Raw genomic sequence first — 23,248 nt, forward strand, 5'->3', positions numbered from 1 at the left:
GACACTTCCGCACGGAGGAGTCGGGAATGGCATTGTCGGAAAACTCGCGGGGCGCGCTGCTCATGGCGCTTGCCATGGCGGCTTTCACCTGCAACGACGCACTCGTCAAATCCGTGACTTCGGAGCTCAGCATCCCCCAGGTCATGGCCGTGCGCGGGGTCATGGCGACCGCGCTGATCTACGGCGTGTCGCGTTATCTCGGCGTCAGCCTGTCGCTGAGGGCCGTCATGCATCCGCTGGTGCTCCTGCGCACGGCCTTCGAACTCGGCGCCACGCTCACCTTCCTGACGGCGCTTGCCCATATCGAGTTCGCCACCATGTCCTCGATCATGCAGGCACTGCCGCTGGTGGTGACGCTGGGCGCCGCCCTCTTCCTCGGCGAACCCGTCGGCTGGCGGCGCTGGACGGCGATCGGCATCGGCTTCGTGGGCGTGCTGCTGATCATCCGGCCAGGCCCGGAAGGCTTCACGCCGGTCGCCCTGCTCGCGGTCGCCGCCTGCTGTTTCACCGCGGCCCGCGACCTCACGACCAAGCGCATCAACCTCGACATCCCGACGCTGACCGTCACTTTCTTCACCTCGCTCGCCAATACCGTCGTCGGGATGGTGCTGATCGCGCCGATGGGCGGATGGGCGCCGGTCAGCACCTACGCACTCGGCCATCTTGCGCTCGCCTCGGTATTGGTCTTCGCCGGTTATCAGGCGGTGATCAAGTCGATGCGCGGCGGCGAGATCTCCTTCATCGCGCCGTTCCGCTATACCGGGCTCCTGTGGGGGCTCGTCATCGCCGTGCTTGCCTTTGGCGAACATCCGAACGCCTACATGCTGACGGGCGCCGCCGTCGTCATCGGCTCGGGCCTCTATACATTCTACCGCGAACGCAAGCGGCAAGGCGACGTGGCGGAAAAGGCAAGTGCGGCGCCGCCGGCCTGAATCTGGCCTTGCCCAGGGCCGAGGGTTCGGGCGTGAAAGGGAAATGTGACGTGCAGCAGAGCCGGTTTCTGGATAGAGGTACACCGCCCCACATCATGACGTTGGTCGTCTGCGCCGGACTTGCCGCACTTTCCCTCAACGTCTTCCTGCCCTCGCTTTCCGCCATGGCGGCGCATTTCGGCACCGAATACGCCGTCATGCAGTTCGCCGTCTCGGGCTATATCGCCGGAACCGCGTTGCTGCAGCTCGTGCTCGGCCCGCTGTCCGACATTTTCGGACGCCGCCGGGTGATGATCGGCAGCATTCTCATCCTGCTCGCAGGCACCGTCATCTGCCTTGCCGCGCCCAACGTGACGATCTTCATGATCGGCCGGCTTCTGCAGACGGCCGTCGTCGCCGGTTTCGTACTGCCACGCGCCATCATCCGCGACACGGTGCCGATGGAAAGTGCCGCCTCGATGATCGCCTATGTCACCATGGGCATGTCGCTGGTGCCGATGATCGCGCCGACCGTCGGCGGCACGCTCAACGACCTGTTCGGCTGGGAAGCCAATTTCGCCCTGATTCTGGCTCTCGGCTTGGTGGCCCTGCTGCTCGTCTTCACCGATCTCGGCGAAACGAACCGGACGCCTGCCGCCAGCTTCACCGCGCAGTTCAAGAGCTGGCCGGACCTTTTCCGTTCCCGCCGCTTCTGGGGCTATACGCTCACCTCGACCTTCTCGTCCGGCGTCTTCTTCGCCTTCCTCGGCGGTGCGCCCTTCGTCGGCACGGCGATCTATCACCTGACACCCACCATGCTCGGCGTGCAGTTCTTCCTGATCGCCGCCGGCTACATGGTCGGCAATTTCATCTCCGGGCGTTATACCCGCCGCCTCGGCACCATGACGATGATGATCTCCGGAAGCGTCGTCAGCCTGATCGGCATCGCCATCACCACGGCGATCCTGTTTGGCGAGGTCGCGTCGGCAACCGCCTTCTTCGCGCCGCTGGCGCTGACCGGGGTCGGCAACGGGCTGACGCTTCCGAGTTCGAACGCCGGCATCGTCAGCGTCCGGCCGCATCTTGCCGGCTCCGCCTCCGGCCTCGGAGGCGCGATCACCGTCGGTGGCGGCGCCGCGCTCTCGACGCTTGCGGCCGCGGTCCTCAAGGAGGAAGGCGGCGCCATGCCGCTGCTGATGGTCATGGGCGTGACCACCCTCTTCGCACTCGCTGCGTCGGCCTTCGTCCACCATGTCGACCGCCGCGAAGGCGCGATCAATCCGCGGGATGGCGATTGATGGCCGGCAGCACGCTCCCACCGGGTCTCGTTCTTTGCGGCGGCAGGTCGAGCCGCATGGGCGAAGACAAGGCGTTCGTGCGGATCGGCGGCGACACGATCCTCGGGCATATCGTCCGGCGCCTTGCTCCCCAGGTTTGCGGGATCACCCTCAACGCGCCGGCGGATTTTCCCAATCCGCTCGGCCTTCCGCTTCTGCCGGACAAGCTGCCCGGCCAGATCGGCCCGCTCGCCGGCGTGCTGTCCGGCCTGCGCCATCTGCAGGCTCGCGGCACCGCGGAGACGCACCTGCTGACCGTGCCTTCGGACAGTCCTTTCCTCCCGGCCGATCTCGCCGAGCGCCTGCGGGCGGAAACCGGCGAGCCGGATACGATCGTCATCACCGCCTCGGACGGCCGCAACCATCCCGTCTTCGGGCTCTGGCCGCTGTCGATCGCCGACGATCTCGAGACCTGGCTTTCCGGTCCGGACAACCGGCGCATCAAGGCTTTCCTTCAGCGTCACCGGTTGGCGACCGTCGAATTTCCCATGGTCGAGACGCCGCAGGGCCTGCTCGATCCCTTCTTCAACATCAATACGCCGGAAGAGCTCGCAGAGGCCCGCCGGTTCGCAGGCGAGCTTCGATGACCGCACGACGCGTCTTCGGCATTTCCGGCTGGAAGAATTCCGGCAAGACCGGCCTCGTGGAGCGGCTGGTCGCCGAGCTGACCCGCCGCGGCTACCGGATCTCGACCGTCAAGCACGCCCACCACGATTTCGACATCGACAGGCCCGGCGCCGATTCCTTCCGCCACCGCCGGGCGGGAGCGCATGAAGTGGCGATCGTCTCAGGAACACGCTTCGCGATCATGCACGAGCTGCGCGACGAGCCGGAACCGCCGCTCAAGGACGTGCTGGCCCGCCTTGCGCCCTGCGACCTCGTGCTGATCGAGGGTTACAAGCGCGAACCGGTGCCGAAGATCGAGGCCCGCCGCCTCGGCGCCAAAAGCCGCGAACCGCTTGCCCCGAACGACCCGCACATCGTCGCCATCGCCGCCGACCATCCCGTGACGGACACATCCCTGCCCGTGTTCGATCTCGACGATACTGCCGGCATTGCGGATTTCATCGTCAACACGACAGGCCTCCGCCGTTAGCCCCTGCACCGTCATCCTTGGGCTTGTCCCAAGGATCTATCCCCTCCCGGCAAACACGACGTCCATAGCATTGACGTGGGCAGATCCTCGGGGCAAGCCCGAGGATGACGAACGGGGAACGAAAAAGACCGCCGGATCGCTCCGGCGGCCTCACTTATCTTCCGTTCGAACGCGCTACTGCCTCGCCGCGACCGGCTTTACCAGCGGCGTGATGCGGCGGATGGTGACGCGGCGGTTCTCCTGTTCCGGCCCGTCGGTACGGACCTTCAGGTAGCGCTCGCCATAACCCTGCGTCGCCAGGTTCTCGGGCGGAATGCCGAAGGCGTCCGTCAAAACCTTCGCCACGCTCTCGGCGCGCTCGTCGGAAAGCACGAGATTGCTGTCGTCGGAGCCGACTGCATCCGTATGACCCTCGATCAGGAAGGTCTCGGACGGATCCTTGTCCAGCACCTTGCCGATCGCATCGGCCACCTTGCGCAGCGAACTTGCCTGGTTCATCGGAATTTCGGCGCTTCCGGTCGCAAAGGTGATCGTGTCGAGATCGATCCGGCGCACCTTGTCGCGGATGCGTGCGGAATAACGCACCTCGTCCAGCGAATAGACCCGCTCGACGCGCTCGACCGGCGGCTGCTCCAGGAACTCGTAATAGTCCCGGTCAGGTTCGGTCGAAGTGTCGATGATATATTCGTCGACCGGCACGGTGAGCCGCATCGGCGGCAGGTCGAGGCCGGGATCACGCCAGACGTAATCGCGGCCGCGGCTGTCGTCCATCAGTTCCGGAGCGTAGTACAGCACGTATTCGTCGCCGCCCCTGACGATGCGCGAACGCTGGACGATCTCGCCGTAGCGGTTGCGGATCGTCACGACCCGGGTGCCGTCATCGCGCACGATGACCTCGCGCACGCGCCCGTCGCGCAGCCGCTCGTATTCCGGCTCCCGGCCGTCGACCCAGAAGCGGCGGCTGTCGTCATGGCGGACGACCGTCTGGTTGTCGATCGAGATGATCACCCGGCCGCCATCGCGATCCCGGTCGCGGCGGTTGCCGCCGTCACGGCCGGTCACATCCCGAAAATCCCAGCCCTGCGGCCGGTCGAAATCCGGGCGCCGGTCGAGCCGCTCGCCGCGCTCTTCGACAAGCGCCCGGAAGTCCCGCTGCTGCTCGCGGGTGGCCCGCGTCGCGCCCTGAGCTTCGGCATCGGATTTCGGGGGCGCGAGCTGCTGCTGATCGGCCTGCTGGGTCTGCTGGGTCTGCTGGCGACGCGGCTGCTGGGTAGCGCCGCCGGCTGCGGGCGGTGCAGCCGGGGCCTCCTTGGCGCTGTCGAGCACGGCCGCACCGTTCTCGACCGGCAGCACCACCTGCTCGCCGCTTCTGGCCGAAGCAGGATCGCGGGCGAGCTCCTTGGCGCGCTCCACCTGCTGAGGCGTCTGTGCCGTCTGCGGCTGCCCCGGTGCCGCCCCTTGAGGAGCCTGAGCGGGGGCCTGGCTCGGCTGCTGGCCGGTTGTCTGCTGGCCCTGAGGCTGGCCGGGAACGGCCTGCGGCGACTGGCCTTCCATGGTCTGGCGACGCTGCTGGCCATCCGCAGGCTGCTGCCCTTGCGTTGCCTGGCCGGGCTGGATCTGGCCCGACTGGATCTGGTTGGGCTGGATCTGGTTGGGCTGGGTCTGACCCGGCACCGGCTGGCCCGGTGCAGCCTGACCCTGTGCCGGTCGTCCCTGCGCCGGCGGCGGCTGGGTCCGGTTGCCCTGGGCGGCACCGGTTCCCTGGCTGCCGCCCTGACCTTCGGCATTCCGCCGGGCGGGATTTTCGGGCTGCTGGGCCTCGGGTGCCGCCGTCCGGTCAGTGGCGCGCGGGCGCAGTGCGGGGGTCTCCGCCTGGTTTCCGGCCGGGGCCGTGTTGCGGTCCTCTGCATTGCGCCTTTGCTGGCGGTCACCGCCCGAAGGCGCGGTCTCTCGTGGCAGCGTGTTCTGGGGCTGCTGGGCCTCCCTTGTGGCCGGCTGCTCCGCTTGCGGCGCGGCCTGCTGCCGTTGCCGGTCGCGCTGCTGCTGGCCTTCGCCGTCCTGGCCCTGGCCGGCATCCTGCCGCTGGCGGCGCAGCTGCTGGCCGCCGCCCTCGCCCTCACCTGCCTGCTGGCGACGCTGCGGACGCTCCTGTGCCGGCGCCTCCTGAGCGGGGGCCTGCGCGGCCGGAGCCTCCCGGGGGGCTGCCTGGGGTGCCGGCTGAGGCTTCCGGCGTGGCTCTTCGCTCTGCTGCTGGGCTTCGGCAGGAGCCTGTTCGCGCTGGCCTCCGCCGCGCTGGCCGCCGCCATCCTGCCCGCCTTCGCGCTGCCGGCCTTCCCCGCTGCCGGGCGGAACAAGGATCTGCTGCTGGATCCGGATGACGCCCGGCATCCGGCCGGCCTCGATCGCGGCTTTCGGCGGCATCGCCGCCGCCGGCTGGATCATCAGCGGCAGCGACACGAAGGGCACCGCGACGCTGGTGAACAGTGTGAATTTCCTCGACATGGCATTTCCTCTTCCTGGGGTGTCATCCCTTTCAAGCGCGTCCTCTCTTGCCGGCTCGGGCGGACTTACGCGGCGGCTGAATGCCGTTCGGCGGAGGTTTGTTCCCTCCGGCTATGGGAGACAGGTTCGAGGCCCGGCGCTGAACCTCGCATGAATGTGTCGTTCATGTTTCGTCGCCATCCGGACGTGCACGTAAAATGCCGTTGCAATTTCCTGCGGGCCGGTATCTATAAAGCTGACGGAGGCGCCGCCGCGCGCCCCGCTCCTCATGGCGAAAAAAGATGAGACGCCGTGAGGCCGCCAACAGAGAGGATCATCATGAACATCTCCACCCGTCTTCTTGCCGCCGCCTCGATCGCCGTGCTTTCGCTGTTCGCCGGTTCGGCCATGGCACAGGAAAAGCTCGTGATCGGCACGGAAGGCGCCTATCCGCCCTTCAACAATCTCGAAGCCAACGGCCAGCTCACCGGCTTCGACGTCGATATCGCCAAGGCGCTCTGCGTTGAGATGAAGGTCACCTGCACGTTCGTCACCAACGACTGGGACGGCATCATTCCGGCGCTGCAGTCGAAGAAGTTCGACGCGATCATCGCCTCCATGTCGATCACGCCGGAGCGCAAGGAACAGGTCACCTTCTCCAAGAAATACTACAATACCCCGCCGGCCATTGCCGTGCCGAAGGATTCGCCGATCAAGGACGCTTCCTCGGCCTCGCTGAAGGGCAAGACGCTCGGCGCCCAGGGTTCCACGACCCATTCGAACTATGCCGAAAAGCACATGCCGGATGCCGAGCTGAAGCTCTATCCGACTGCCGACGAATACAAGCTCGACCTGTCCAACGGTCGCATCGACGGCGTGGTGGACGATATCGTCGTGCTGTCCGACTGGGTGAAGTCGGACGCCGGCAAGTGCTGCAAGATCCTCTCTGCCCTGCCGCTCGATCCGGACATCAACGGCGAGGGCGCCGGCGTCGCCGTCCGCAAGGGCGAACAGGCTCTCGCCGACAAGTTCACGGCCGCGATTGCCGCGATCCGCGCCAACGGCACCTACAAGAAGATCCAGGACAAGTATTTCGACTTCGACGTCTACGGCGACAAGTAAGCGGCTACTTCGGTGCATCAATCCGGCGGGAGGCTTGCCCTTCCGCCGTTTTTCTTTTTAATGAAGCAAAGTTTAAGAGCGGCCCAAGAGAAGCCGCAGGGGAAAACGAGCATATGAGCGGATTCTTTTCCGCCCTTTTCAGCGCACTCGATCCGCTTTGCGGTCCCATCGGCCTTTTTTCCCTGTTCGGCGCATTGGTCGACAATGGCTCGCTGATCGCTTGCGGCGACGCGGGCTGGGGCGACGAGATCGCCTTCGGGGTGAAGATCACCATCGGCCTGGCGATCGTCACGCTGCCGGTGGGGCTCGTCATCGGCTTCCTGATCGCGCTGGCGGCGCAGTCGGAGGAAAAGCTGCTGAGGCTCGCCGCCGGCATCTACACGACGATCTTCAGGGGCCTGCCGGAACTGCTGACCCTCTTCATCATCTATTACGGCCTGCAGATTCTCATCCAGGCGGTCTTTGCCTGGTTCGGCTACGAGGAACGCATCGAGATCAACGCCTTCTTCGCCGGCGTCGTCGCCCTTTCGGTTGTCTTCTCCTCCTATGCGTCGGAAGTGCTGCTGTCGGCCTTCCGGGCGATCCCGCACGGCCAGTACGAAGCGGGTGACGCGCTCGGCCTGCACCGCGGGCGCACCATGCGGCTCGTCATCCTGCCGCAGCTCGTCCGCATCGCCTTGCCAGGGCTCACCAATCTCTGGCTGATCCTGCTCAAGGACACGTCCTATGCGTCGGCCATCGGGCTTGCGGAGATCCTACGCCAGACCGGCATTGCGGCGCGGGTCAGCAAGGAAGCCTTCTTCTTCTATTTCATCGCCTGCATGCTTTATCTGACCCTCGCGACCATTTCATCCGTCGGGCTCGGCTTTCTGGAAAGCTGGGCAAAACGCTCGGAGGTCCGCCGATGACCGCCGTCAGCCAACTGATCCCGCCGCGCCCGGCGCCGGCCTCTGCAAAACGCCGCATCACCGGCGCCAAGGTCGCGGCCATCGCGGTGCTGGCGCTCTGGGCACTGCTTGCCGTGGCGCTCGTCCTCACCGTCGTCAACGGCTGGGAAGAGGCGAAATTCCTGCGCTACGGCCCGCGTTACCTGCATGGCCTGTGGACGACCATTTCGCTCGTCGTGCTGGCGGTCGTCCTCGGCGCCCTCCTGTCTCTGCCGGTCGCGTTCGCGCGCATGTCGAACAACCGTGTGCTGAACACCGTCGCCTATGCCTATGTCTATATCTTCCGCAGCACGCCGCTGCTCGCCCAGCTGTTCCTGATCTATTACGGGCTCGGCAGCTTCCGGCCGCAACTCGAAACGGTCGGGCTGTGGTGGTTCTTCCGCGAGGCCTGGTATTGCGGACTGCTCTCCTTCGTCCTCAATACCGCCGCCTACCAGGCGGAAATCCTGCGCGGCGCGATCCAGAGCGTACCGCGCGGCCAGCACGAAGGCGCCGCGGCCCTCGGCATCCCGAAATATATCGCGTTTCGCAAGATCATCCTGCCGCAGGCCCTGATCGTGGCGCTGCGCCCCTATGGCAACGAGATCATCCTGATGATCAAGGGCTCGGCCGTCGTGTCGATCGTCACGGTCTACGACCTGATGGGCGAGACGCGATATGCCTTCTCCCGCACGTTCGATTACCAGACCTATCTCTGGGCGGCGATCTTCTATCTTGCCATCGTCGAGGCGCTCAGGCATGTCCTGGCCTTCCTGGAAGCCCGCCTCACCCGCCATCTCAAACGTTAGCAGCACTCTTTGCATGCGGCTGCTAAGCCATTGGTAAATTTAACGAATGTTCTTCTAGAGGTGATTTGTAAAGCCTCCGTTAAGCATGGCATGCTCCCCTGTGGGTGACACAAAAGTGTCATCTGAAAAACAACAACGGGAACCGTCGATGTCTGAAATGGAAATGATGCTGAAAGGCTACGGCCTCACCACGGCCCAGATCTTCTACCGCCTGCCCGACCACCCTTCCCTGCTGCAGAGCTATGTCTGGCAGAACTACGATCTCGCCCCGGATTTCCCGGAGATGAAGGGCTTCCTGAAATTCTGGCAGGAAAAACTCGACGGGCCGCTGCATTCCGTCCGCTACGTGCATCGCAAGCTGATCTCGGCCGGCGAATGGCGGGCGGTCAAGGGCGAGATCATCCTGCACTAGGACGAAGCTTCAGCCTCATACATGCACTTCGCCATGGGCGAATTCGCCGTCGTCGGGCTGCCGGTGAACGGCCGCGTAGATCACCGCGGCATACAGCATGGCAACCAGGGCGATGACGGTCCAGCCCGGCAGCGGACCGAGGGCGGCGTTGCCGACCGCCTCCGATACGGAGAACACCACGTCCGTCTTCGGCTGGTCGGGCAGAAGCTTCGGCGTCGAGATCTTCAGCAGCCAGGCGAGCAACAGGATGAGATACATCCAGACGTAATTGCGTCTGACGCGGCGAAACAGCGCCTCGCGGTAGCTGATCAGGAAACAGGGATTGCGCAGGCTTTTGGCGATCGCCTGGGCCCAGTCCGGCTTCAAGTCCGCCTGCGGAAAGAGCGCCTGCGCGAAATAATGGCGTTCCAGCTTGCGCACCCGCGCCCGGTAGACGTCGAAGAAACGGTAGCGCCGCGCCTCGATCAGCAGCAACAGCGAGACGAGCAGCATGGCGAACAGCACCACGCCGTGGTGGGACGTGGGGGTCGACAGCGACACGGAGAGCAGCGCCGCCACCACCGTGATCGCCCAGTTCGACGTGCGGTCGATGCGGTCGCGCCAGCTCGTCATCCGGCCGATCTCGCCGCGATAATAATGAATGATGAGATTGGCCTTCTCGCTCGACGTGATGGGCAGCGAAGGCGCCCGGCGCTCGACATTCTGCTCCAGCGCGGTCTGAGCCTGCTCGGCAGCCATTTCCTTTCTCCCGGACATATCTGCTTTACGCTTCAACGAATGAGCCACGCCGGCGTTCCCCCTGCATGGACAAACCGCGGCCATCGGCTTAAACGCCTCCCGAACGAAGGATGAGAGCGATGAAGAAGATCGACGAGGAAGCACTGGCCGAGGCCTATAACCGGGCACTGGCGCTGGAAAAGGCGGGCGATATCGATGCGGCCGTAAAAGCCTACGAACAGGTTCTGGAACTCGACCCGGAAGACCATGGCGGGGCCGCGGTGCGCATCGCCGCCATGGGCCGCGGCGAAACGCCGCCCAAGGCGCCGGATGCCTATGTGGAGACGCTTTTCGACCAGCATGCCGAGAGTTTCGAGGACATCCTGGTCGAGCAGCTCGGATATGCGGTTCCCGTCATCGTGCGCCAGCGCCTGCAGGCGCTGAAGCTCGGCCCGTTCAAGCGGATGCTCGATCTCGGCTGCGGCACGGGGCTGACCGGCGGCACGCTGCGCGACATGGCGGACGACATCACCGGCATCGACATTTCCGAGAACATGGTTGAAATCGCTCACGAAAAGGATATCTACGAGACGCTTTACGTAGCGGAAGCCGAAGACTTTCTGGAAGACAACGACGACGAGCCTTTCGACCTCGTGACCGCCACCGACGTGCTGCCCTATCTCGGCGCGCTCGAACCGCTTTTTTTCGGCGCGGCGGAAAACATGGTCCCGGGCGGGCTCTTCATCTTCTCCTCCGAGACGCTTTCCGACAGCGACGGCCGCCCGTATATCGTCGGCCCGAACCAGCGCTTCCTGCACTCGGAAGCCTATATCCGCTCGCGTCTTGCCGAGACCGGTTTCGATCTCGTCGAGATCACCGGGATCAACGTGCGCATGCAGGACGGCAATCCGAGCCCCGGCCATCTGGTCATCGCGCGGCTGAAAGGCTAAACCTCCTCCTCTATGGAGGATTCCCGATGCCGCCCGAGCGTTACCTTCTCGCCCAGGCCTATAACAATGCCTGGGCCAATCACCGGCTGCTGAAGGCCTGCGGGCAGCTGTCGGCGGCAGAGGTCGCGGCGGAGCGGACGAACTTCTTCCCGTCGATCATCCACACGCTCAACCACAATCTAACGGTCGACTGGATGTATGTCAGCGCGCTCGAAGGCGACTGCATCGGTGCTGCCGCCTACGATCCCGAAATTCCCTTCCCCGCCTTTGCCGATCTCGATCGCGAGCAGCGGGCCGTCGACCGCCGCCTGATCGACCACTGTCGAAGCATGGACGGCGCGGGAGTGGCCGCCGAAATCCGTATTCCGCGCGCCGCCTATGTCCAGGTCGAGCGAGCCGACCGCGTGCTGCTGCATCTCTTCCAGCACCAGATTCATCACCGCGGGCAGATCCACGCGATGCTGTCGGGGACTTCCGTCGCGCCGCCGCAGCTCGACGAGTTCTTCCCCGGCGAGCCGAATTGCGAAGCGCTGCGAGCCCAGGATTTTGCCGAACTCGGCTTCACCGAAGCCATGATCTGGAGTTGATCTGAACCATGCTTTATTTCGTCATCAAGGCCCTGCATATCCTGTCCGACTTCCTGCTGATCGGCGGCATGCTGATCAATGCCTTCGTCATCGGCATGGTGCCGCCGGCGATCCGCGTCGGCGTCATCGCGGCGCTTCGCAGATACGATCGCACCGTCACCACGGCGGCCCTCGGCGGCGCCTGGCTCTTCGGCCTCTGGCTGATCTTCGGCTATATCGGTTTCTCGGACGGCTGGCTGCACGCCAAGCTGCTCCTGGTGATCCTGCTCTCGGCACTGCACGGCATGCAGCAGGGCTGGATGCGCCGCATGCAGGCCGATCCGAAGCTCGATCCGCCCGCCTTCGTGCGCGCCGGCATGCCGATCATCCTCGTCTCGGTCGTGCTGATCGTCGCACTCGCGGTCATCAAGCCGTTCTGAACCGCAACCGATCCCCACGGCTGGTCCCCATGTGGCTGGTCCGCAAGATTGATCCGAAGGCCGATTTCGATGACCGTCCCTCGCCTCCCGATCCGCACCGAACGCCTCGTCCTGCGCCCGACCACGGCGGCGGATGCCGCGCGCGCCTTCGAGATCCAGTCCGACTGGGAGGTTACCCGGATGCTGCGCATGGCCGCCTTTCCGCCGGACGCAGAGGCGACGCGCGGCTGGTTTGCAGATCACCAACGGGAATGGTCCGCCGGCGAGGCCTATCGTTTCGCCGTTGAGCACGACGGCCGCATGATCGGGCTTGCCGATCTCGACGAGATTGCCGATGGCAAGGGCGATCTCGGCTACTGGTACGAAAAGGCGGCCTGGGGACACGGCCTTGCATTTGAGGCCGCCCAGGCCGTGGTGCGTTTCGCTTTCGGTGAAGCCAGCCTCTCGACGCTGAAATCCGGACATGCGGCGGACAATGCCGCCTCGGGCCGCATCCTGACAAAACTCGGCTTCACACCGGTCGACACTGTCGAGGTCTTTTCGAAATCGCGCGGCGGGATGATCCGTCAGCACCGTTATGCGCTGACCGCTTCACGGTGACCGCGCCGGACGGCGATACCGTCAACCTTTCGGCGCTTCGCTGGGCGGCTCCACGTCGGAAGGCGCGGCGGGCTCGTAATGCGGCCTTCCCGGCCCGACGCCCGCCATCGCAGGCGGAGCGGCCTCCGCCGCCGGCTCCTCCTCCACCGGCTCGACACGGTAGTGCACCTGGTCGAGACCTTCGAGCATGCCGTAGGCGATCTCGCGCTCGCCCATGATCGTCTTGTCGGCGCCGAGCCTGGTCAGGTGTTCGATCTCGGCATCGGAATTGGCGCGGCAGAGAATCAGCAGCGCCGGGTTGACCTCGCGCGCCTGCATGACGACATTGCCCGCCTCGAAAGCGTTGGGAATGGCGATGACGAGGCTTTTCGCCGCGCCGAGATTGGCGAGCCCCAGAACCCTTGCGGAGGCCGCATTGCCGACGATCACCTCGATGCCCTGTTTCAGAAGCTCCTGGACGCGGTTTTCGGAATCCTCGACCACCAGGAACGGCACGCCGGAGGATTTCAGGTTGGCGACGACGATGCTGCCGACCCGGCCGTAACCCACCACGACCGCATGGCCGGAGAGATGGGTCGCGGCCACCTCGCCCTCCTCGCCCGCCGTCGTCAGCACCGGCTCTTTCTCGTCGAGCTTTGCCGAAGCCTCCGCCTCGGTGACCGGACCGCTTCCTTCTGCGGCAGTCTCCGCCTCGGAAGGCGCATCCGCCGGCAGGGCGCGATAGATACGCGCCTCCAGCCGCGGACGGATCTTGTCGCAGAGGTAGAACATCACCGGATTCAGGATGATCGAGAGGATCGCGCCGGCGAGGATCAGGTCGCGCCCCTCTTCCGGCAAAAGGTTCAGCCCGACGCCGAGCTCGGCGAGGATGAAGGAGAATTCGCCGATCTGCGCCAGGCTGGCGGAAATCGTCAATGCCGTTCCGGCCTTGTGGCCGAACGCCATGACGATCAGGAAGGCGGCGATCGACTTGCCGATGACGATGATGAACACCGTGCCGATGAGCGTCAGCGGGCTGTTCACCACGATGGTCGGATCGAACAGCATGCCGACCGAAACGAAGAACAGCACGGCGAACGCATCCCGCAACGGCAGGCTTTCCTGCGCTGCGCGGTGCGACAGTTCGCTTTCCGAGAGGATCATGCCGGCGAAGAAGGCGCCGAGCGCCAGCGACACGCCGAACAGTTTTGCCGCGCCGAAGGCCACTCCGAGCGCGATCGCCAGCACGCCGAGCCGGAAAAGCTCGCGTGAACCGCTGTGGGCGATGCGATGCAGGATCCAGGGAATGACCCGGCGGCCGACCACCAGCATCAGGCCGAGGAAAGCCGCGACCTTCAGCAGCGTTATGCCGATGATGCCGGCGATCCCGAGTTCGATTTCGAAGACCTGCGCCACGGCGACGGCCAGCGGATCCGGATGGGCGGCCTCGCCGCCGATACTCGCCAGCGCCGGGATCAGCACCAGCGCGAGCACCATGGCGAGGTCCTCGACGATCAGCCATCCGACGGCGATCTTGCCGCGTTCCGTCTCGACAAGCCGCCTTTCCTGCAATGCCTTCAGAAGCACGACCGTCGATGCGACCGAGAGCGCCAGGCCGAAAACAAGGCTGCCGCCGAGCGGCCAGCCCAGCAACGTGCCCATGCCCCAGCCGAGCAGCGTCGCAAAACCGATCTGGACGATGGCCCCCGGCACGGCGATGCCGCGCACCGACAGAAGGTCCTTGAGCGAAAAATGCAGGCCGACGCCGAACATCAGGAGGATGACGCCGATCTCGGCAAGTTCCGGCGCAAGGTTCTGATCCGCCACGAAACCCGGTGTGTGCGGGCCGACGAGAATGCCGGCAAAGAGATAACCGACCAGCGGCGGCAGGCGGAACCGGTTGGCGATGGCGCCGAAGATAAACGCAAGCACGAGACCGCCCACAATCGTCGAAATCAATGGCGTCTCGTGCGGCATCCGCGTCTCCCTCTGGAAATCTCCTGAAAATCTGCCATATATGGCGTAGTTTGACCAATATGGGCAGCTTGTAGACATGGGTCAAGACACCAGGCAGATGATTTTGACGCCGGCTTTATGCCGCGCGGCCAGAGGCCTTCTCGATTGGACGCAGAGCGATCTTGCGGAGCGCTCGGAAGTGTCCCGCAGCACCATCCGCGATTATGAAGGCTGCCGCCACGACATTCACCGTGCCACGGCCGCCCAGCTCCGCCGCGCCTTCGAGGATGGGGGCGCGATGTTCATGGAAGTGGAGGGCTGCGGCATGGGCGTCTGCCAGAAGCACGCACCTCTTCCGCCGCAGCAGCACCCCTGACAGAAATGGCCCGGCAGGAAATGGACGCTTTTCGCCCGAGCCGGCTTTTCGGGGCGGCTGCTTTGCTCTAATCCTTCGGCCGAGGAAATTCGGAGGTAGAAGCATGGCGAGAGTGGCATTCATCGGTCTTGGCGTTATGGGTTTCCCCATGGCGGGGCATCTCAGGGAAAAGGGCGGACACGACGTCACCGTCTACAACCGCACCGCAGCCAAGGCCGAGGACTGGGCGAAGAAATTCGGCGGCAAGGCGGCCGCCACGCCCGCGGAAGCGGCGAAGGATGCCGATTTCGTCTTTACCTGTGTCGGCAATGACGACGATCTCCGCTCGGTGACATTGACCGATACCGGCGTTCTCGCCGGCATGAAGGCCGGTTCGATCCTGATCGACAACACCACCGCCAGCGCCGAAGTCGCCCGCGAACTCGAGGCCGCGGCCAAGGCAAAGGGTGTCGGCTTCGTCGACGCGCCGGTTTCCGGCGGCCAGGCGGGCGCCGAAAACGGCGTGCTCACCGTCATGTGCGGCGGCGATGAGGCGGCCTTCGACAAGGCAAAGCCCGTCATCGACGCCTATGCCCGCATGGTCGGCCTGATGGGTCCGGCAGGCGCCGGCCAGCTCACCAAGATGATGAACCAGATCTGCATCGCCGGCGTCGTGCAGGGGCTTGCCGAAGCGATCCATTTCGGCAAGCAGTCCGGCCTCGACATCGAAAAGGTCATCGAGGTGATTTCCAAGGGGGCGGCCGGCTCCTGGCAGATGGAAAACCGCTACAAGACCATGAATGCCGGCAAATACGACTTCGGCTTCGCGGTCGACTGGATGCGCAAGGACCTCGACATCGTGCTGACCGAGGCCCGCCGCAACGGCGCCAAGCTGCCGCTGACCGCCCTCGTCGATCAATTCTACGGCGACGTGCAGGCGATGGGCGGCAATCGCTGGGACACGTCCTCGCTCCTCGCCCGCCTCGACAGGAAATGATGATCGGCCCCTCCTCCGACGCCGCCGAGATCGTCGCGCATCTCAAGACATTGCGCTCGCAGGAGAATATTGCCGGCATGGCCCGTTTCGGCATCGCGACCGAAACGGCGCTCGGCATCTCCAATCCCGACCTGCAGAAGATCGCCCGGCTCGTAAAACGCAACCATGCCCGGGCGTTCGATCTCTGGGCGACCGGCATCCGCGAGGCGCGGATGCTGGCGATCTATACCGCGGATCCGAAAGCGCTCACGCCGGCGCAGGTCCGCAGCTGGGCGGAGGATTTCGCCTCCTGGGAAATCGTCGACACCGCCGCCGACCTCCTTACCGAAACGCCCTTCTGGCGGGATCTCGTCGCAGAATTCGCGGCGGACGACCGCGAATTCATCCGCCGTACCGCCTTCGCGATGATCGCCGGCGCCTCCGTGCACAACAAGCAGGAGCCCGACGAAACATTCGTTTCATACCTGCCGCTGATCGAGGCGCATTCCGCCGATCCCCGCAACTTCGTGAAAAAAGCGGTGAACTGGGCGCTCCGCAATATCGGCAAGCGCAACCGCACCTGCCACGTCCCTGCCCTGGCGCTGGCCGAAAAGCTTGCCGCCTCGGCAGACAAGACCGCCCGGTGGATCGGCAAGGACGCAGTGAAGGAGCTATCGAGCGAGAAGGTTCTGGCGCGGCTGAAGGGTTAGGCTTCCGGCGGCAGGATGGTTTGGAGCGGCAGGCTCAAACCGGCTGCGACGCAGGCGGCGAGGCGGCGATCAAAGGGATTGCTGGGATCAGCATGACTTCGAACAATCTTCCCGTCCTCTATCTCGACAACGAGCCGGGCACCGGCGGCACTGTTGTCGAATATCATCGTAGTTTCGCTGACTGACAAACAAGCGATAAGATTCTGAAAAGAGATATCATACCGCCGTCGAATGATATGTTCCGGAATATTGTGGCCGCCTCGCGAAACGCGCTGCTCAACCCGCTTGATATGGAGATCCGGTGTCGCCAGCGCGACGAAGATCAAGAGCGTTTGGTAACCGGCCCGCGAAACCTTTTGAAGCAAGCTCACGGACTGATGGCTGCTGAGTGTGGTTTCGTAGATAAAACTCTGCTTTGTCGCGATAAGCTCGCCCAGTCTCAGAAGCACAAGCCGACCTGCCTGCAACGAACTTGCTTCCGGATCGGAAGGGTTGACTTCCCGCGCCACTTCATCCGCATTCACGAAAATGCCGGACAATGCCAGATTTTTATAGATCGTGGATTTGCCAGCCCCATTCGGGCCGGCGAGAATGCAGCAGAACGGCCGCAGATCGCTCATTCAGCGGCATCGGCCCGCGACCAGTCGATCGGAGAAAAGGGCGTCAACACCTTCACGCCATTTGGCTTTTCCTCGACGAGATAGTCGCCGAATGCAGGGTCGATGTAGAAAGAGGAGACATTTTCGGATCGCGCCTCGTCACGCTCGCGCAATCCCATCGTCGCGAGCTTTTCGAGCTTTCCATGCACCTCACGCAGTACGCTCATCGGCAGTATCTCCAGTGTTGATGCCATGATAATGCTTCAGAACCTGAAATTCTATCCTGTCGATCCTTCTTCTCACTCCTCCCCCGACTTCTGGTTGTCGAGCACCATGTAGTCGAGCGGCAGTTCGGTCGTGTATTTGATCTGCTCCATCGCGAAGGCGGACGAGACGTCGCGGATCTCGATCTTCGCGATCAGGCGCTTGTAGAAGGCGTCATAGGCGCCGATGTCCGGAACGACGACGCGCAGCAGATAGTCGACGTCGCCGCTCATGCGGTAGAACTCAACCACTTCGGGGAAATCGACCACGACTTCCGAAAAGCGCTTCAGCCATTCGATCGAGTGGCTGGCGGTGCGGATCGACACGAAAACCGTGACCTTGGTATTGACCTTGACCGGGTCGAGCAGCGCCACGCGGCGGCGGATGACGCCGTCCTCCTCCATCTTCTGGATCCGGCGCCAGCAGGGCGTGGTGGAGAGGCCCACCTTCTTCGCCAGATCCGCGACGGCGAGTGTGGAGTCTTCCTGAAGAATGCGGAGAATCTTGCGGTCGAGGCGGTCCATTAAGTTCCCTTTCGAAATGTTTTTTCGTTATACACCGATTTGTCAGGAGTTAACCGAAATCTGTTCCCCGGATCAAGCTATCCACATGCTGCCGCAGCACCGGCAGCACATCGGCTTCGAACCAGGGATTTTTCCTGAGCCAGCCGGTATTGCGCCAGCTCGGATGCGGCAGCGGCAGGATGCGCGGGCCCTCGTTGGCAAAAACGTAGTCGCGCCAGTTGCGAACCGTTTCCGTCATGCCCTTCCTGCGCCTCGGTCCGAGATGCCAGGCCTGCGCATATTGCCCGACGGCGATGACGAATTCGATCTGCGGCATGGCCGCAAGCACCCTTGCGCGCCAGAGCGGCGCGCATTCGAGCCGCGGCGGCAGGTCACTGCCCTTTTCATCATAGCCCGGAAAACAGAACCCCATCGGCACGATCGCGAATTTTCGCGGATCGTAGAATTCCTCGCGCGTCACCGCCATCCAGTCGCGCAGCCGGTTTCCCGACGCGTCGTTGAACGGCAGCCCGCTTTCGTGCACCCGAAGCCCCGGCGCCTGTCCAGCGATCAGCACCCGGGCGGTTTTCGATAACACGGCGACCGGCCGCGGCTCGTGCGGCAATCGGTCGCCCTCGCCCTTGGCCGGCGCGTCGCGACAGATGCGGCAGGCGGCGATCGCCTGCTGCAGCAACTCGATATCCTCCGTCTGGTCTACCGCCATGCCGTCCATGCTCACTGCCAGCCCGCCTGCCGTTTCACCCAGTTCAAAAAAGCCTCGACGAGGCCTGCATCCTCCATCATGCCGCGGCTCGCCCGCCAGTCGCGCGGGCTTTCGAAGCGTCCGGCCCAGAGGCCGCGTTCCTCGCGCCTCGCCGCCACCTGTTCCTCGGCATAGCGGCCCGAGGCGACCGCCAGCCCCTGCCTCACCATCGCCGCGTTGATGCTCGTCTCACCCGCGCGGCAGCGCACCAGAAGCCGGCGGTAACGGTCGCGTTCCCGCCCGAGGCACTCCACCTCGCCGCCGGCGACGAGCCGTGCCAGGAACCGCCTCGCCTCGCCGCCGCAGGGCCAGAGCAGGCCCTTGCCATCCTCGCAGGTCTGGTCGAGTTCCGGCGCGTCCAGGCCCTGCAGCCTCAGGCGCTCGCCGCCCGCCGCCAGCGTGTCGCCGTCGACTGCAAAAAACGGGCCGCGGACCACGCTGTCGGCCGCCTCGTCCAGCTTGGCGGCGACCAGCACCAGAAGGATGAAGAAGGCTGCCACGAGCAGGCCCTCCCGGAAATACTTCAATCTCAGGGCCACAATCCAGCCTTATTGGAAAACGGAAACTTCAGGGAAATGGCAAACAAAACCTTTCCCGGCAAAACTCTTTTAAGGTTTTGGCCATACTCTCTCAACACCCGCGTAAGCAGTCGATGGGCCATGAGTAACGGCGTCAGCACCTCAACCGACAAGAACATCGTCGATCGTTCGCGCAGCCATCGCAACAAGGCTGTGTCGAAAGCCGTGCGCGCCACCCGTGAACGCCTGCAATCCAGCACCCAGGGCAACCAAGTCTTTGATCGCGACATGCTTGCCATGCATGTCAACACGGTGCTGCAGAGCGCTTCGATCATGCCGCTCTTCATCGTGCTGGTGACGGCGATCGGCCTCTATCTCGATCCGGGCGCCAATCTCTTCGCCTGGGCGCTGCTGATGCTCAGCCTGCACGCCATCAACGTGCTTCTCGCCCGGCGCGCCAGCCGCAAGGAAATCGCCGCGATCGAGACCCAGAAATGGCGCCGCAGGCTGCTTGCCGCGCAGATGCTGATCGGGCTCGGCTGGGCGATCTTCGCGCTGCAGGGCTGCGATACCTGTTCCGGCGACAGCTATTATTTCTACAAGGGCGCAGCCCTTCTCTTTGCCATCTCCATCGCCGCGATGAGCAGTTTCATGCTGCGGCTCGGCGTGCTGTTCGGCTTCGTGCCGATGATCGCCGCCCTGCTCGGCATGGCTGTCCTGTCGCGCCACGTGCTCGATATCGGCCTGACGGCGATGTGTGCGGTGGCGGTGGTGTTCTTCCACTACATCGCCGACCGGCTCTACCGCAACAATCTGACGCTGATGTCCTACCAGTCGGAAAAGGACGACCTGATCGCCGAGCTGGAAGTGGCGAAATCCATGTCGGACGAGGCCCGCCGCCGTGCCGAGGAGGCCAATCTGGCGAAATCCCGCTTCCTCGCCTCGATGTCGCACGAACTCCGGACACCGCTCAACGCCATCCTCGGCTTTTCGGAAGTGATGAGTTCGGAGGTCCTGGGTCCCCTCGCCAACCCGACCTACAAGGAATATGCCGGCGACATCCACCGCTCGGGCCAGCATCTCCTCAACCTGATCAACGAGATCCTCGACCTGTCGCGCATCGAGGCCGGCCGCTACGACCTTTCCGAGGAGTCCCTGTCGCTCCTGGAGATCGCCGAGGACTGCATCGGCATGGTGCAGCTCAGGGCGCGGGCGAAGAACATCACGATCCGGGAGCAGTTCGAACCGCAGCTGCCGCAGGTCTGGGCCGATGAGAAATCGATGCGCCAGGTGCTGCTGAACCTTCTGTCCAACGCGGTCAAATTCACGCCGCAGGGTGGCGAGGTCACAGTCAAGGTCGGCTGGACGGCCGGCGGCGGCCAGTATGTGGCGATCAAGGACAACGGGCCCGGCATTCCGGAAGAGGAAATCCCGGTCGTGCTGTCGGCCTTCGGCCAGGGCTCGATCGCCATCAAGAGCGCCGAACAGGGCACCGGTCTCGGCCTGCCGATCGTCCAGGCGATCCTTGCCAAACACGACGGCCAGTTCATCCTGCGCTCGAAACTGCGCGAGGGTACCGAAGCGATCGCCATCCTGCCCTCGACCCGCGTGCTGCAGAGCGTGCCGGCCGTCGCCGAAGCAACGACGGTGGAGCGCCGCCGCAAGAGCTTTGCGTAAGGCAGGCTCTTTTACAACGACAGGTTTAAGTTCATACTGACGGCATGACCGAGCTTCTCGACTACGCAATTGAAGTTGCAAGAGGCTTGCCCGACCATAAACAGGATCGGCTAGCGGCCGCTATCACGCGATATCTCCGGTCTCGTGCCTTCCGGAAATGAGATTTATACAAAAACCCTGCCTGAACCGGAGAGGCAGGAAGTTCTGGCCATTCTGACCAAGCATGGTTCTATGCCCGCCTCAGAAGGCTAGGTTCTTCCCCACCACATACAACACAAAAAACCCGTTGGCGCAGAGCAGGCAGAACACCGCGAACGAGCCGAGATCCTTGGCGTGCCGGCCGACGGTGGAGATTTCCGGCGAGATCCGGTCGACCAGTTCCTCGATCGCCGTATTCAGGGATTCGACGCCGAACAGAACGAGCATCAGGATCAGGAAGATGAAGTGGTCGAGCAGCGTCGCTCCGACGGCGGCGAAGATGACGAGGCCGAGCGCGAAGGCATAGACCTCCTGGCGGAAGGCCGCCTCCCGCCAGAGCCTCCGCAGCCCCTGCATGGAATAGCGGAAAGACGCCACGATGCGGCGAAGCGTCGCTGCCTTTTCGATGTTGCTGTCGAGCGGCGTCTTCTCCATTCCGCTCAATGACCGTGGCCGTGGCCCTGATCGGGGCTCTTGTTGGCGACGCCGGCCTGTTCGAAGGTCGCCATGCCGGAATGGCAGGCCGCGGCCGCCTTGACGATGCCGGCGGCGAGCGCCGCGCCCGTCCCTTCGCCGAGCCGCATGCCGAGCGCCAGGAGCGGCGTCTTGCCGAGCTTTTCGATGGCACGCAGATGCCCGGGCTCGCCCGATACGTGGCCGATCAGGCAGTGGTCGAGAGCGGCCGGATTGGCGGCCTTCAGGATCGAGGCGGCAGCCGTCACCACGTATCCGTCGATGAGGACAGGGATCTTTTCCATGCGGGCGGCAAGGATCGCGCCGGCGATCGCCGCGATCTCGCGGCCCCCGAGACGGCGGAGGATCTCGAGCGGATCGTTCAGGTGATCCTTGTGGAATTCGACCGCCTGCTTCACCACGGCGATCTTCCTTTCGAGAAGTTCGCCATGCGAACCGGTACCGGGGCCGACCCAGTCCTCCGCCTCGCCGCCATAAAGGGCGAGATTGATGGCGGCGGCGACCGTCGTGTTGCCGATGCCCATCTCGCCGATGCACAGAAGATCCGTGCCGCCGGCGATCGCCTCCATGCCGAAGGCCATGGTCGCGGCGCAGTCCCGTTCGGAAAGCGCCGCCTCGGTCGCGATGTCGCCGGTCGGGTAGTCGAGGGCCAGGTCGAAGATCTTCAGCCCGAGATCGTGGGTGACGCAGATCTGGTTGATCGCCGCCCCGCCGGCCGCGAAATTCTCGACCATCTGCTGTGTCACCGAGGAGGGATAGGGCGTGATGCCGTGTTTCGTGACGCCGTGATTGCCGGCAAAGATCGCCACCAGCGGCCGGTTCACCGCCGGCGCCCTGCCGGTCCATGCGGCAAGCCAGAAGGCGATCTCCTCCAGCCGGCCGAGCGCACCGGGCGGCTTGGTGAGCTGCCCGTCGCGCTCGCGGGCCGCCACCAGCGCCCGTGCGTCCGGCCCCGGAAGGTTGGCTAGCAGGACACGGAAATCGTCGAAAGGCAGGCCGCTCACGCTCATCGGAAATCTCTCTTGATATCTCAATCGGGCGCGACATCCGGGCAGCTTGTGTTTCCCGGCAAATCGCGCTTCTGTGCGCCTCTCATAATCGGGTCGGGAGGGACGAACAACTGCCAAACGCGACGGAATTCATCGCCGACCTCGCCCGTTCGGTCGGTTTCCTCAGCCGCCTGCCGGTGCCGGACCGCTTTTTCAAGGGCCATGACGGCACGATCTCGCGTGCCGTGCGGGCATTTCCGCTGGCGGGCCTCGTCATCGCCGCCCTGCCCGCGTTCATCCTCTTCCTGATGCTGCAGTCGGGCGATCCGCTGCTGGCGAGCCTGATCGCAATCGCGCTGATGACGCTGATGACCGGCGCTTTGCACGAGGACGGGCTGGCCGATGCGGCCGACGGACTCGGCGGCGGGCGCGACAGGGATCATGCGCTGTCGATCATGAAGGACAGCCGCAGCGGGGCCTATGGCGTGGTGGCGCTGATCCTGTCGTTTGCGCTTCGCGCATCGGCGCTTGCCGCCCTTGCGCGGACGGACCCGGCGCTCGCGGCGCTGGGGCTCGTGGCGGCGGCCGTGGTCAGCCGGGGCATCCTCGTCGCCCATTGGCATGCTCTTCCCTCGGCACGCGAGAGCGGTGTTGCGGCCAGTGCCGGAATGCCGGAGGAAAGTGCGCGCAATATCGCGCTGTTCAGCGCGGCCGCCATCGCGATCCTCCTCATCGTCCCGCTTGCCGGCCTGCCGAAGACCCTGCTGTCGCTGATCGCCGCGGCCGCCGCCGGCTTCGGCTTCACCGGCTTCGTCCGCCGGAAACTCGGCGGCCATACCGGCGACACGATCGGCGCCACGCAACAGATAAGCGAGATCGTGATGCTCGCCGCCCTTGCTCTCGTCGCGTGACATCCCGAT

Annotated in this window: 27 protein-coding genes; 17 read left to right on the forward strand and 10 right to left on the reverse strand. The window is 64.4% G+C overall.

Annotated elements, in window-relative coordinates; translation table 11 throughout:
• Positions 1–26 precede the first annotated feature (26 nt).
• The 4 genes from DMO26_RS06785 to mobB are packed head-to-tail and all read left to right on the forward strand — an operon-like array spanning position 27 to position 3,344.
• Positions 27–932: a DMT family transporter gene (locus tag DMO26_RS06785; RefSeq protein WP_117191269.1), complete on the forward strand. Its 906-nt coding sequence runs from the start codon at positions 27–29 to the stop codon at positions 930–932.
• Between the two features lie 50 nt (positions 933–982).
• A complete protein-coding gene (locus DMO26_RS06790) occupies positions 983–2,209 on the forward strand; it encodes a multidrug effflux MFS transporter (protein ID WP_117191270.1) in 1,227 nt (408 codons plus the stop codon).
• Positions 2,209–2,835, forward strand: a complete 627-nt coding sequence (gene mobA / locus DMO26_RS06795) for a molybdenum cofactor guanylyltransferase MobA (RefSeq protein WP_117191271.1) — start codon at positions 2,209–2,211, stop codon at positions 2,833–2,835. The genes DMO26_RS06790 and mobA overlap by 1 nt, the downstream gene beginning before the upstream one ends.
• The gene (mobB, locus tag DMO26_RS06800; RefSeq protein WP_117191272.1) at positions 2,832–3,344 is read left to right on the forward strand and encodes a molybdopterin-guanine dinucleotide biosynthesis protein B; all 513 of its coding nucleotides are present in this window, start codon (positions 2,832–2,834) and stop codon (positions 3,342–3,344) included. The genes mobA and mobB overlap by 4 nt, the downstream gene beginning before the upstream one ends.
• 174 nt (positions 3,345–3,518) lie before the next feature.
• Here the strand turns inward: mobB and DMO26_RS06810 are convergent, their stop codons facing one another.
• Positions 3,519–5,846 (reverse strand): OmpA family protein, encoded by a 2,328-nt coding sequence (locus DMO26_RS06810; RefSeq protein ID WP_117191274.1) that lies wholly within the window; start codon positions 5,844–5,846, stop codon positions 3,519–3,521.
• A gap of 318 nt (positions 5,847–6,164) precedes the next feature.
• On the opposite strand from DMO26_RS06810, the gene DMO26_RS06815 reads away from it, so the two are divergent.
• From DMO26_RS06815 to DMO26_RS06830, 4 genes are all read left to right on the forward strand, one after another.
• Positions 6,165–6,947 carry an ABC transporter substrate-binding protein gene (locus DMO26_RS06815; protein WP_117191275.1) on the forward strand — a complete coding sequence of 261 codons (783 nt, stop codon included), beginning with the start codon at positions 6,165–6,167 and terminating at the stop codon, positions 6,945–6,947.
• Between the two features lie 113 nt (positions 6,948–7,060).
• Positions 7,061–7,855 (forward strand): ABC transporter permease, encoded by a 795-nt coding sequence (locus tag DMO26_RS06820; RefSeq protein ID WP_117191276.1) that lies wholly within the window; start codon positions 7,061–7,063, stop codon positions 7,853–7,855.
• Positions 7,852–8,682 carry an ABC transporter permease gene (locus DMO26_RS06825; RefSeq protein WP_117191277.1) on the forward strand — a complete coding sequence of 277 codons (831 nt, stop codon included), beginning with the start codon at positions 7,852–7,854 and terminating at the stop codon, positions 8,680–8,682. Before DMO26_RS06820 ends, DMO26_RS06825 begins: the two co-directional genes overlap by 4 nt.
• Before the next feature lie 148 nt (positions 8,683–8,830).
• Positions 8,831–9,094 carry an usg protein gene (locus tag DMO26_RS06830; protein WP_117191278.1) on the forward strand — a complete coding sequence of 88 codons (264 nt, stop codon included), beginning with the start codon at positions 8,831–8,833 and terminating at the stop codon, positions 9,092–9,094.
• A gap of 15 nt (positions 9,095–9,109) precedes the next feature.
• Here DMO26_RS06830 and DMO26_RS06835 read toward each other — a convergent pair whose 3' ends face one another.
• A complete protein-coding gene (locus DMO26_RS06835) occupies positions 9,110–9,832 on the reverse strand; it encodes a DUF2270 domain-containing protein (protein WP_117191279.1) in 723 nt (240 codons plus the stop codon).
• Between the two features lie 110 nt (positions 9,833–9,942).
• Here DMO26_RS06835 and DMO26_RS06840 point away from each other — a divergent pair, with 110 nt between their 5' ends.
• The 4 genes from DMO26_RS06840 (at position 9,943) to DMO26_RS06855 (ending at position 12,367) form a co-directional block, all read left to right on the forward strand.
• Positions 9,943–10,761 carry a class I SAM-dependent DNA methyltransferase gene (locus tag DMO26_RS06840; protein ID WP_117191280.1) on the forward strand — a complete coding sequence of 273 codons (819 nt, stop codon included), beginning with the start codon at positions 9,943–9,945 and terminating at the stop codon, positions 10,759–10,761.
• 26 nt (positions 10,762–10,787) lie between these two features.
• Entirely contained in the window at positions 10,788–11,348 is a 561-nt protein-coding gene (locus DMO26_RS06845; RefSeq protein WP_117191281.1) for a DinB family protein, read from the forward strand.
• 8 nt (positions 11,349–11,356) lie between these two features.
• Entirely contained in the window at positions 11,357–11,767 is a 411-nt protein-coding gene (locus DMO26_RS06850) for a CopD family protein (protein WP_117191282.1), read from the forward strand.
• A gap of 69 nt (positions 11,768–11,836) precedes the next feature.
• Complete coding sequence (locus DMO26_RS06855) at positions 11,837–12,367, forward strand: GNAT family N-acetyltransferase (RefSeq protein ID WP_117191283.1); 531 nt, start codon at positions 11,837–11,839, stop codon at positions 12,365–12,367.
• A 21-nt stretch (positions 12,368–12,388) separates the two neighbouring features.
• Here DMO26_RS06855 and DMO26_RS06860 read toward each other — a convergent pair whose 3' ends face one another.
• On the reverse strand, positions 12,389–14,323 hold the full coding sequence (locus tag DMO26_RS06860; protein ID WP_117191284.1) for a cation:proton antiporter domain-containing protein: 1,935 nt from the start codon (positions 14,321–14,323) through the stop codon (positions 12,389–12,391).
• A 76-nt stretch (positions 14,324–14,399) separates the two neighbouring features.
• Between DMO26_RS06860 and DMO26_RS06865 the strand changes: the two genes are divergently transcribed.
• The 3 genes from DMO26_RS06865 to DMO26_RS06875 are packed head-to-tail and all read left to right on the forward strand — an operon-like array spanning position 14,400 to position 16,343.
• Positions 14,400–14,678, forward strand: coding sequence for a helix-turn-helix transcriptional regulator (locus DMO26_RS06865; protein WP_117191285.1), 279 nt, complete (start codon positions 14,400–14,402; stop codon positions 14,676–14,678).
• On the forward strand, positions 14,590–15,654 hold the full coding sequence (locus DMO26_RS06870) for an NAD(P)-dependent oxidoreductase (protein ID WP_264319348.1): 1,065 nt from the start codon (positions 14,590–14,592) through the stop codon (positions 15,652–15,654). Before DMO26_RS06865 ends, DMO26_RS06870 begins: the two co-directional genes overlap by 89 nt.
• Positions 15,654–16,343 (forward strand): DNA alkylation repair protein, encoded by a 690-nt coding sequence (locus DMO26_RS06875; RefSeq protein WP_117191287.1) that lies wholly within the window; start codon positions 15,654–15,656, stop codon positions 16,341–16,343. The genes DMO26_RS06870 and DMO26_RS06875 overlap by 1 nt, the downstream gene beginning before the upstream one ends.
• On the opposite strand, the gene DMO26_RS06880 is transcribed toward DMO26_RS06875, so the two are convergent.
• The 5 genes from DMO26_RS06880 to DMO26_RS06900 form a co-directional block, all read right to left on the reverse strand.
• Positions 16,340–16,963 (reverse strand): zeta toxin family protein, encoded by a 624-nt coding sequence (locus DMO26_RS06880; RefSeq protein ID WP_117191288.1) that lies wholly within the window; start codon positions 16,961–16,963, stop codon positions 16,340–16,342. The two genes, DMO26_RS06875 and DMO26_RS06880, sit on opposite strands and share 4 nt — an antisense overlap.
• Positions 16,960–17,169: a hypothetical protein gene (locus DMO26_RS06885; protein ID WP_117191289.1), complete on the reverse strand. Its 210-nt coding sequence runs from the start codon at positions 17,167–17,169 to the stop codon at positions 16,960–16,962. The genes DMO26_RS06880 and DMO26_RS06885 overlap by 4 nt, the downstream gene beginning before the upstream one ends.
• 72 nt (positions 17,170–17,241) lie before the next feature.
• Positions 17,242–17,730, reverse strand: a complete 489-nt coding sequence (locus DMO26_RS06890) for an Lrp/AsnC family transcriptional regulator (RefSeq protein ID WP_117191290.1) — start codon at positions 17,728–17,730, stop codon at positions 17,242–17,244.
• A 49-nt stretch (positions 17,731–17,779) separates the two neighbouring features.
• Positions 17,780–18,442 carry a uracil-DNA glycosylase family protein gene (locus tag DMO26_RS06895; RefSeq protein ID WP_117191291.1) on the reverse strand — a complete coding sequence of 221 codons (663 nt, stop codon included), beginning with the start codon at positions 18,440–18,442 and terminating at the stop codon, positions 17,780–17,782.
• Between the two features lie 2 nt (positions 18,443–18,444).
• On the reverse strand, positions 18,445–18,972 hold the full coding sequence (locus DMO26_RS06900) for a thermonuclease family protein (protein WP_226951212.1): 528 nt from the start codon (positions 18,970–18,972) through the stop codon (positions 18,445–18,447).
• Between the two features lie 159 nt (positions 18,973–19,131).
• Here DMO26_RS06900 and DMO26_RS06905 point away from each other — a divergent pair, with 159 nt between their 5' ends.
• Positions 19,132–20,667 carry a sensor histidine kinase gene (locus DMO26_RS06905; protein ID WP_117191293.1) on the forward strand — a complete coding sequence of 512 codons (1,536 nt, stop codon included), beginning with the start codon at positions 19,132–19,134 and terminating at the stop codon, positions 20,665–20,667.
• A gap of 240 nt (positions 20,668–20,907) precedes the next feature.
• Here DMO26_RS06905 and DMO26_RS06910 read toward each other — a convergent pair whose 3' ends face one another.
• Together DMO26_RS06910 and cobT are read right to left on the reverse strand one after the other, a co-directional pair.
• Positions 20,908–21,300, reverse strand: coding sequence for a diacylglycerol kinase (locus tag DMO26_RS06910; RefSeq protein WP_117191294.1), 393 nt, complete (start codon positions 21,298–21,300; stop codon positions 20,908–20,910).
• A 5-nt stretch (positions 21,301–21,305) separates the two neighbouring features.
• Positions 21,306–22,349 carry a nicotinate-nucleotide--dimethylbenzimidazole phosphoribosyltransferase gene (gene cobT / locus DMO26_RS06915; protein ID WP_117191295.1) on the reverse strand — a complete coding sequence of 348 codons (1,044 nt, stop codon included), beginning with the start codon at positions 22,347–22,349 and terminating at the stop codon, positions 21,306–21,308.
• 110 nt (positions 22,350–22,459) lie between these two features.
• On the opposite strand from cobT, the gene DMO26_RS06920 reads away from it, so the two are divergent.
• On the forward strand, positions 22,460–23,239 hold the full coding sequence (locus tag DMO26_RS06920) for an adenosylcobinamide-GDP ribazoletransferase (protein WP_117191496.1): 780 nt from the start codon (positions 22,460–22,462) through the stop codon (positions 23,237–23,239).
• The last annotated feature ends 9 nt before the right edge of the window (positions 23,240–23,248 follow it).

It is taken from the genome of Rhizobium terrae, assembly GCF_003425685.1.
GTDB lineage: Bacteria > Pseudomonadota > Alphaproteobacteria > Rhizobiales > Rhizobiaceae > Neorhizobium > Neorhizobium terrae.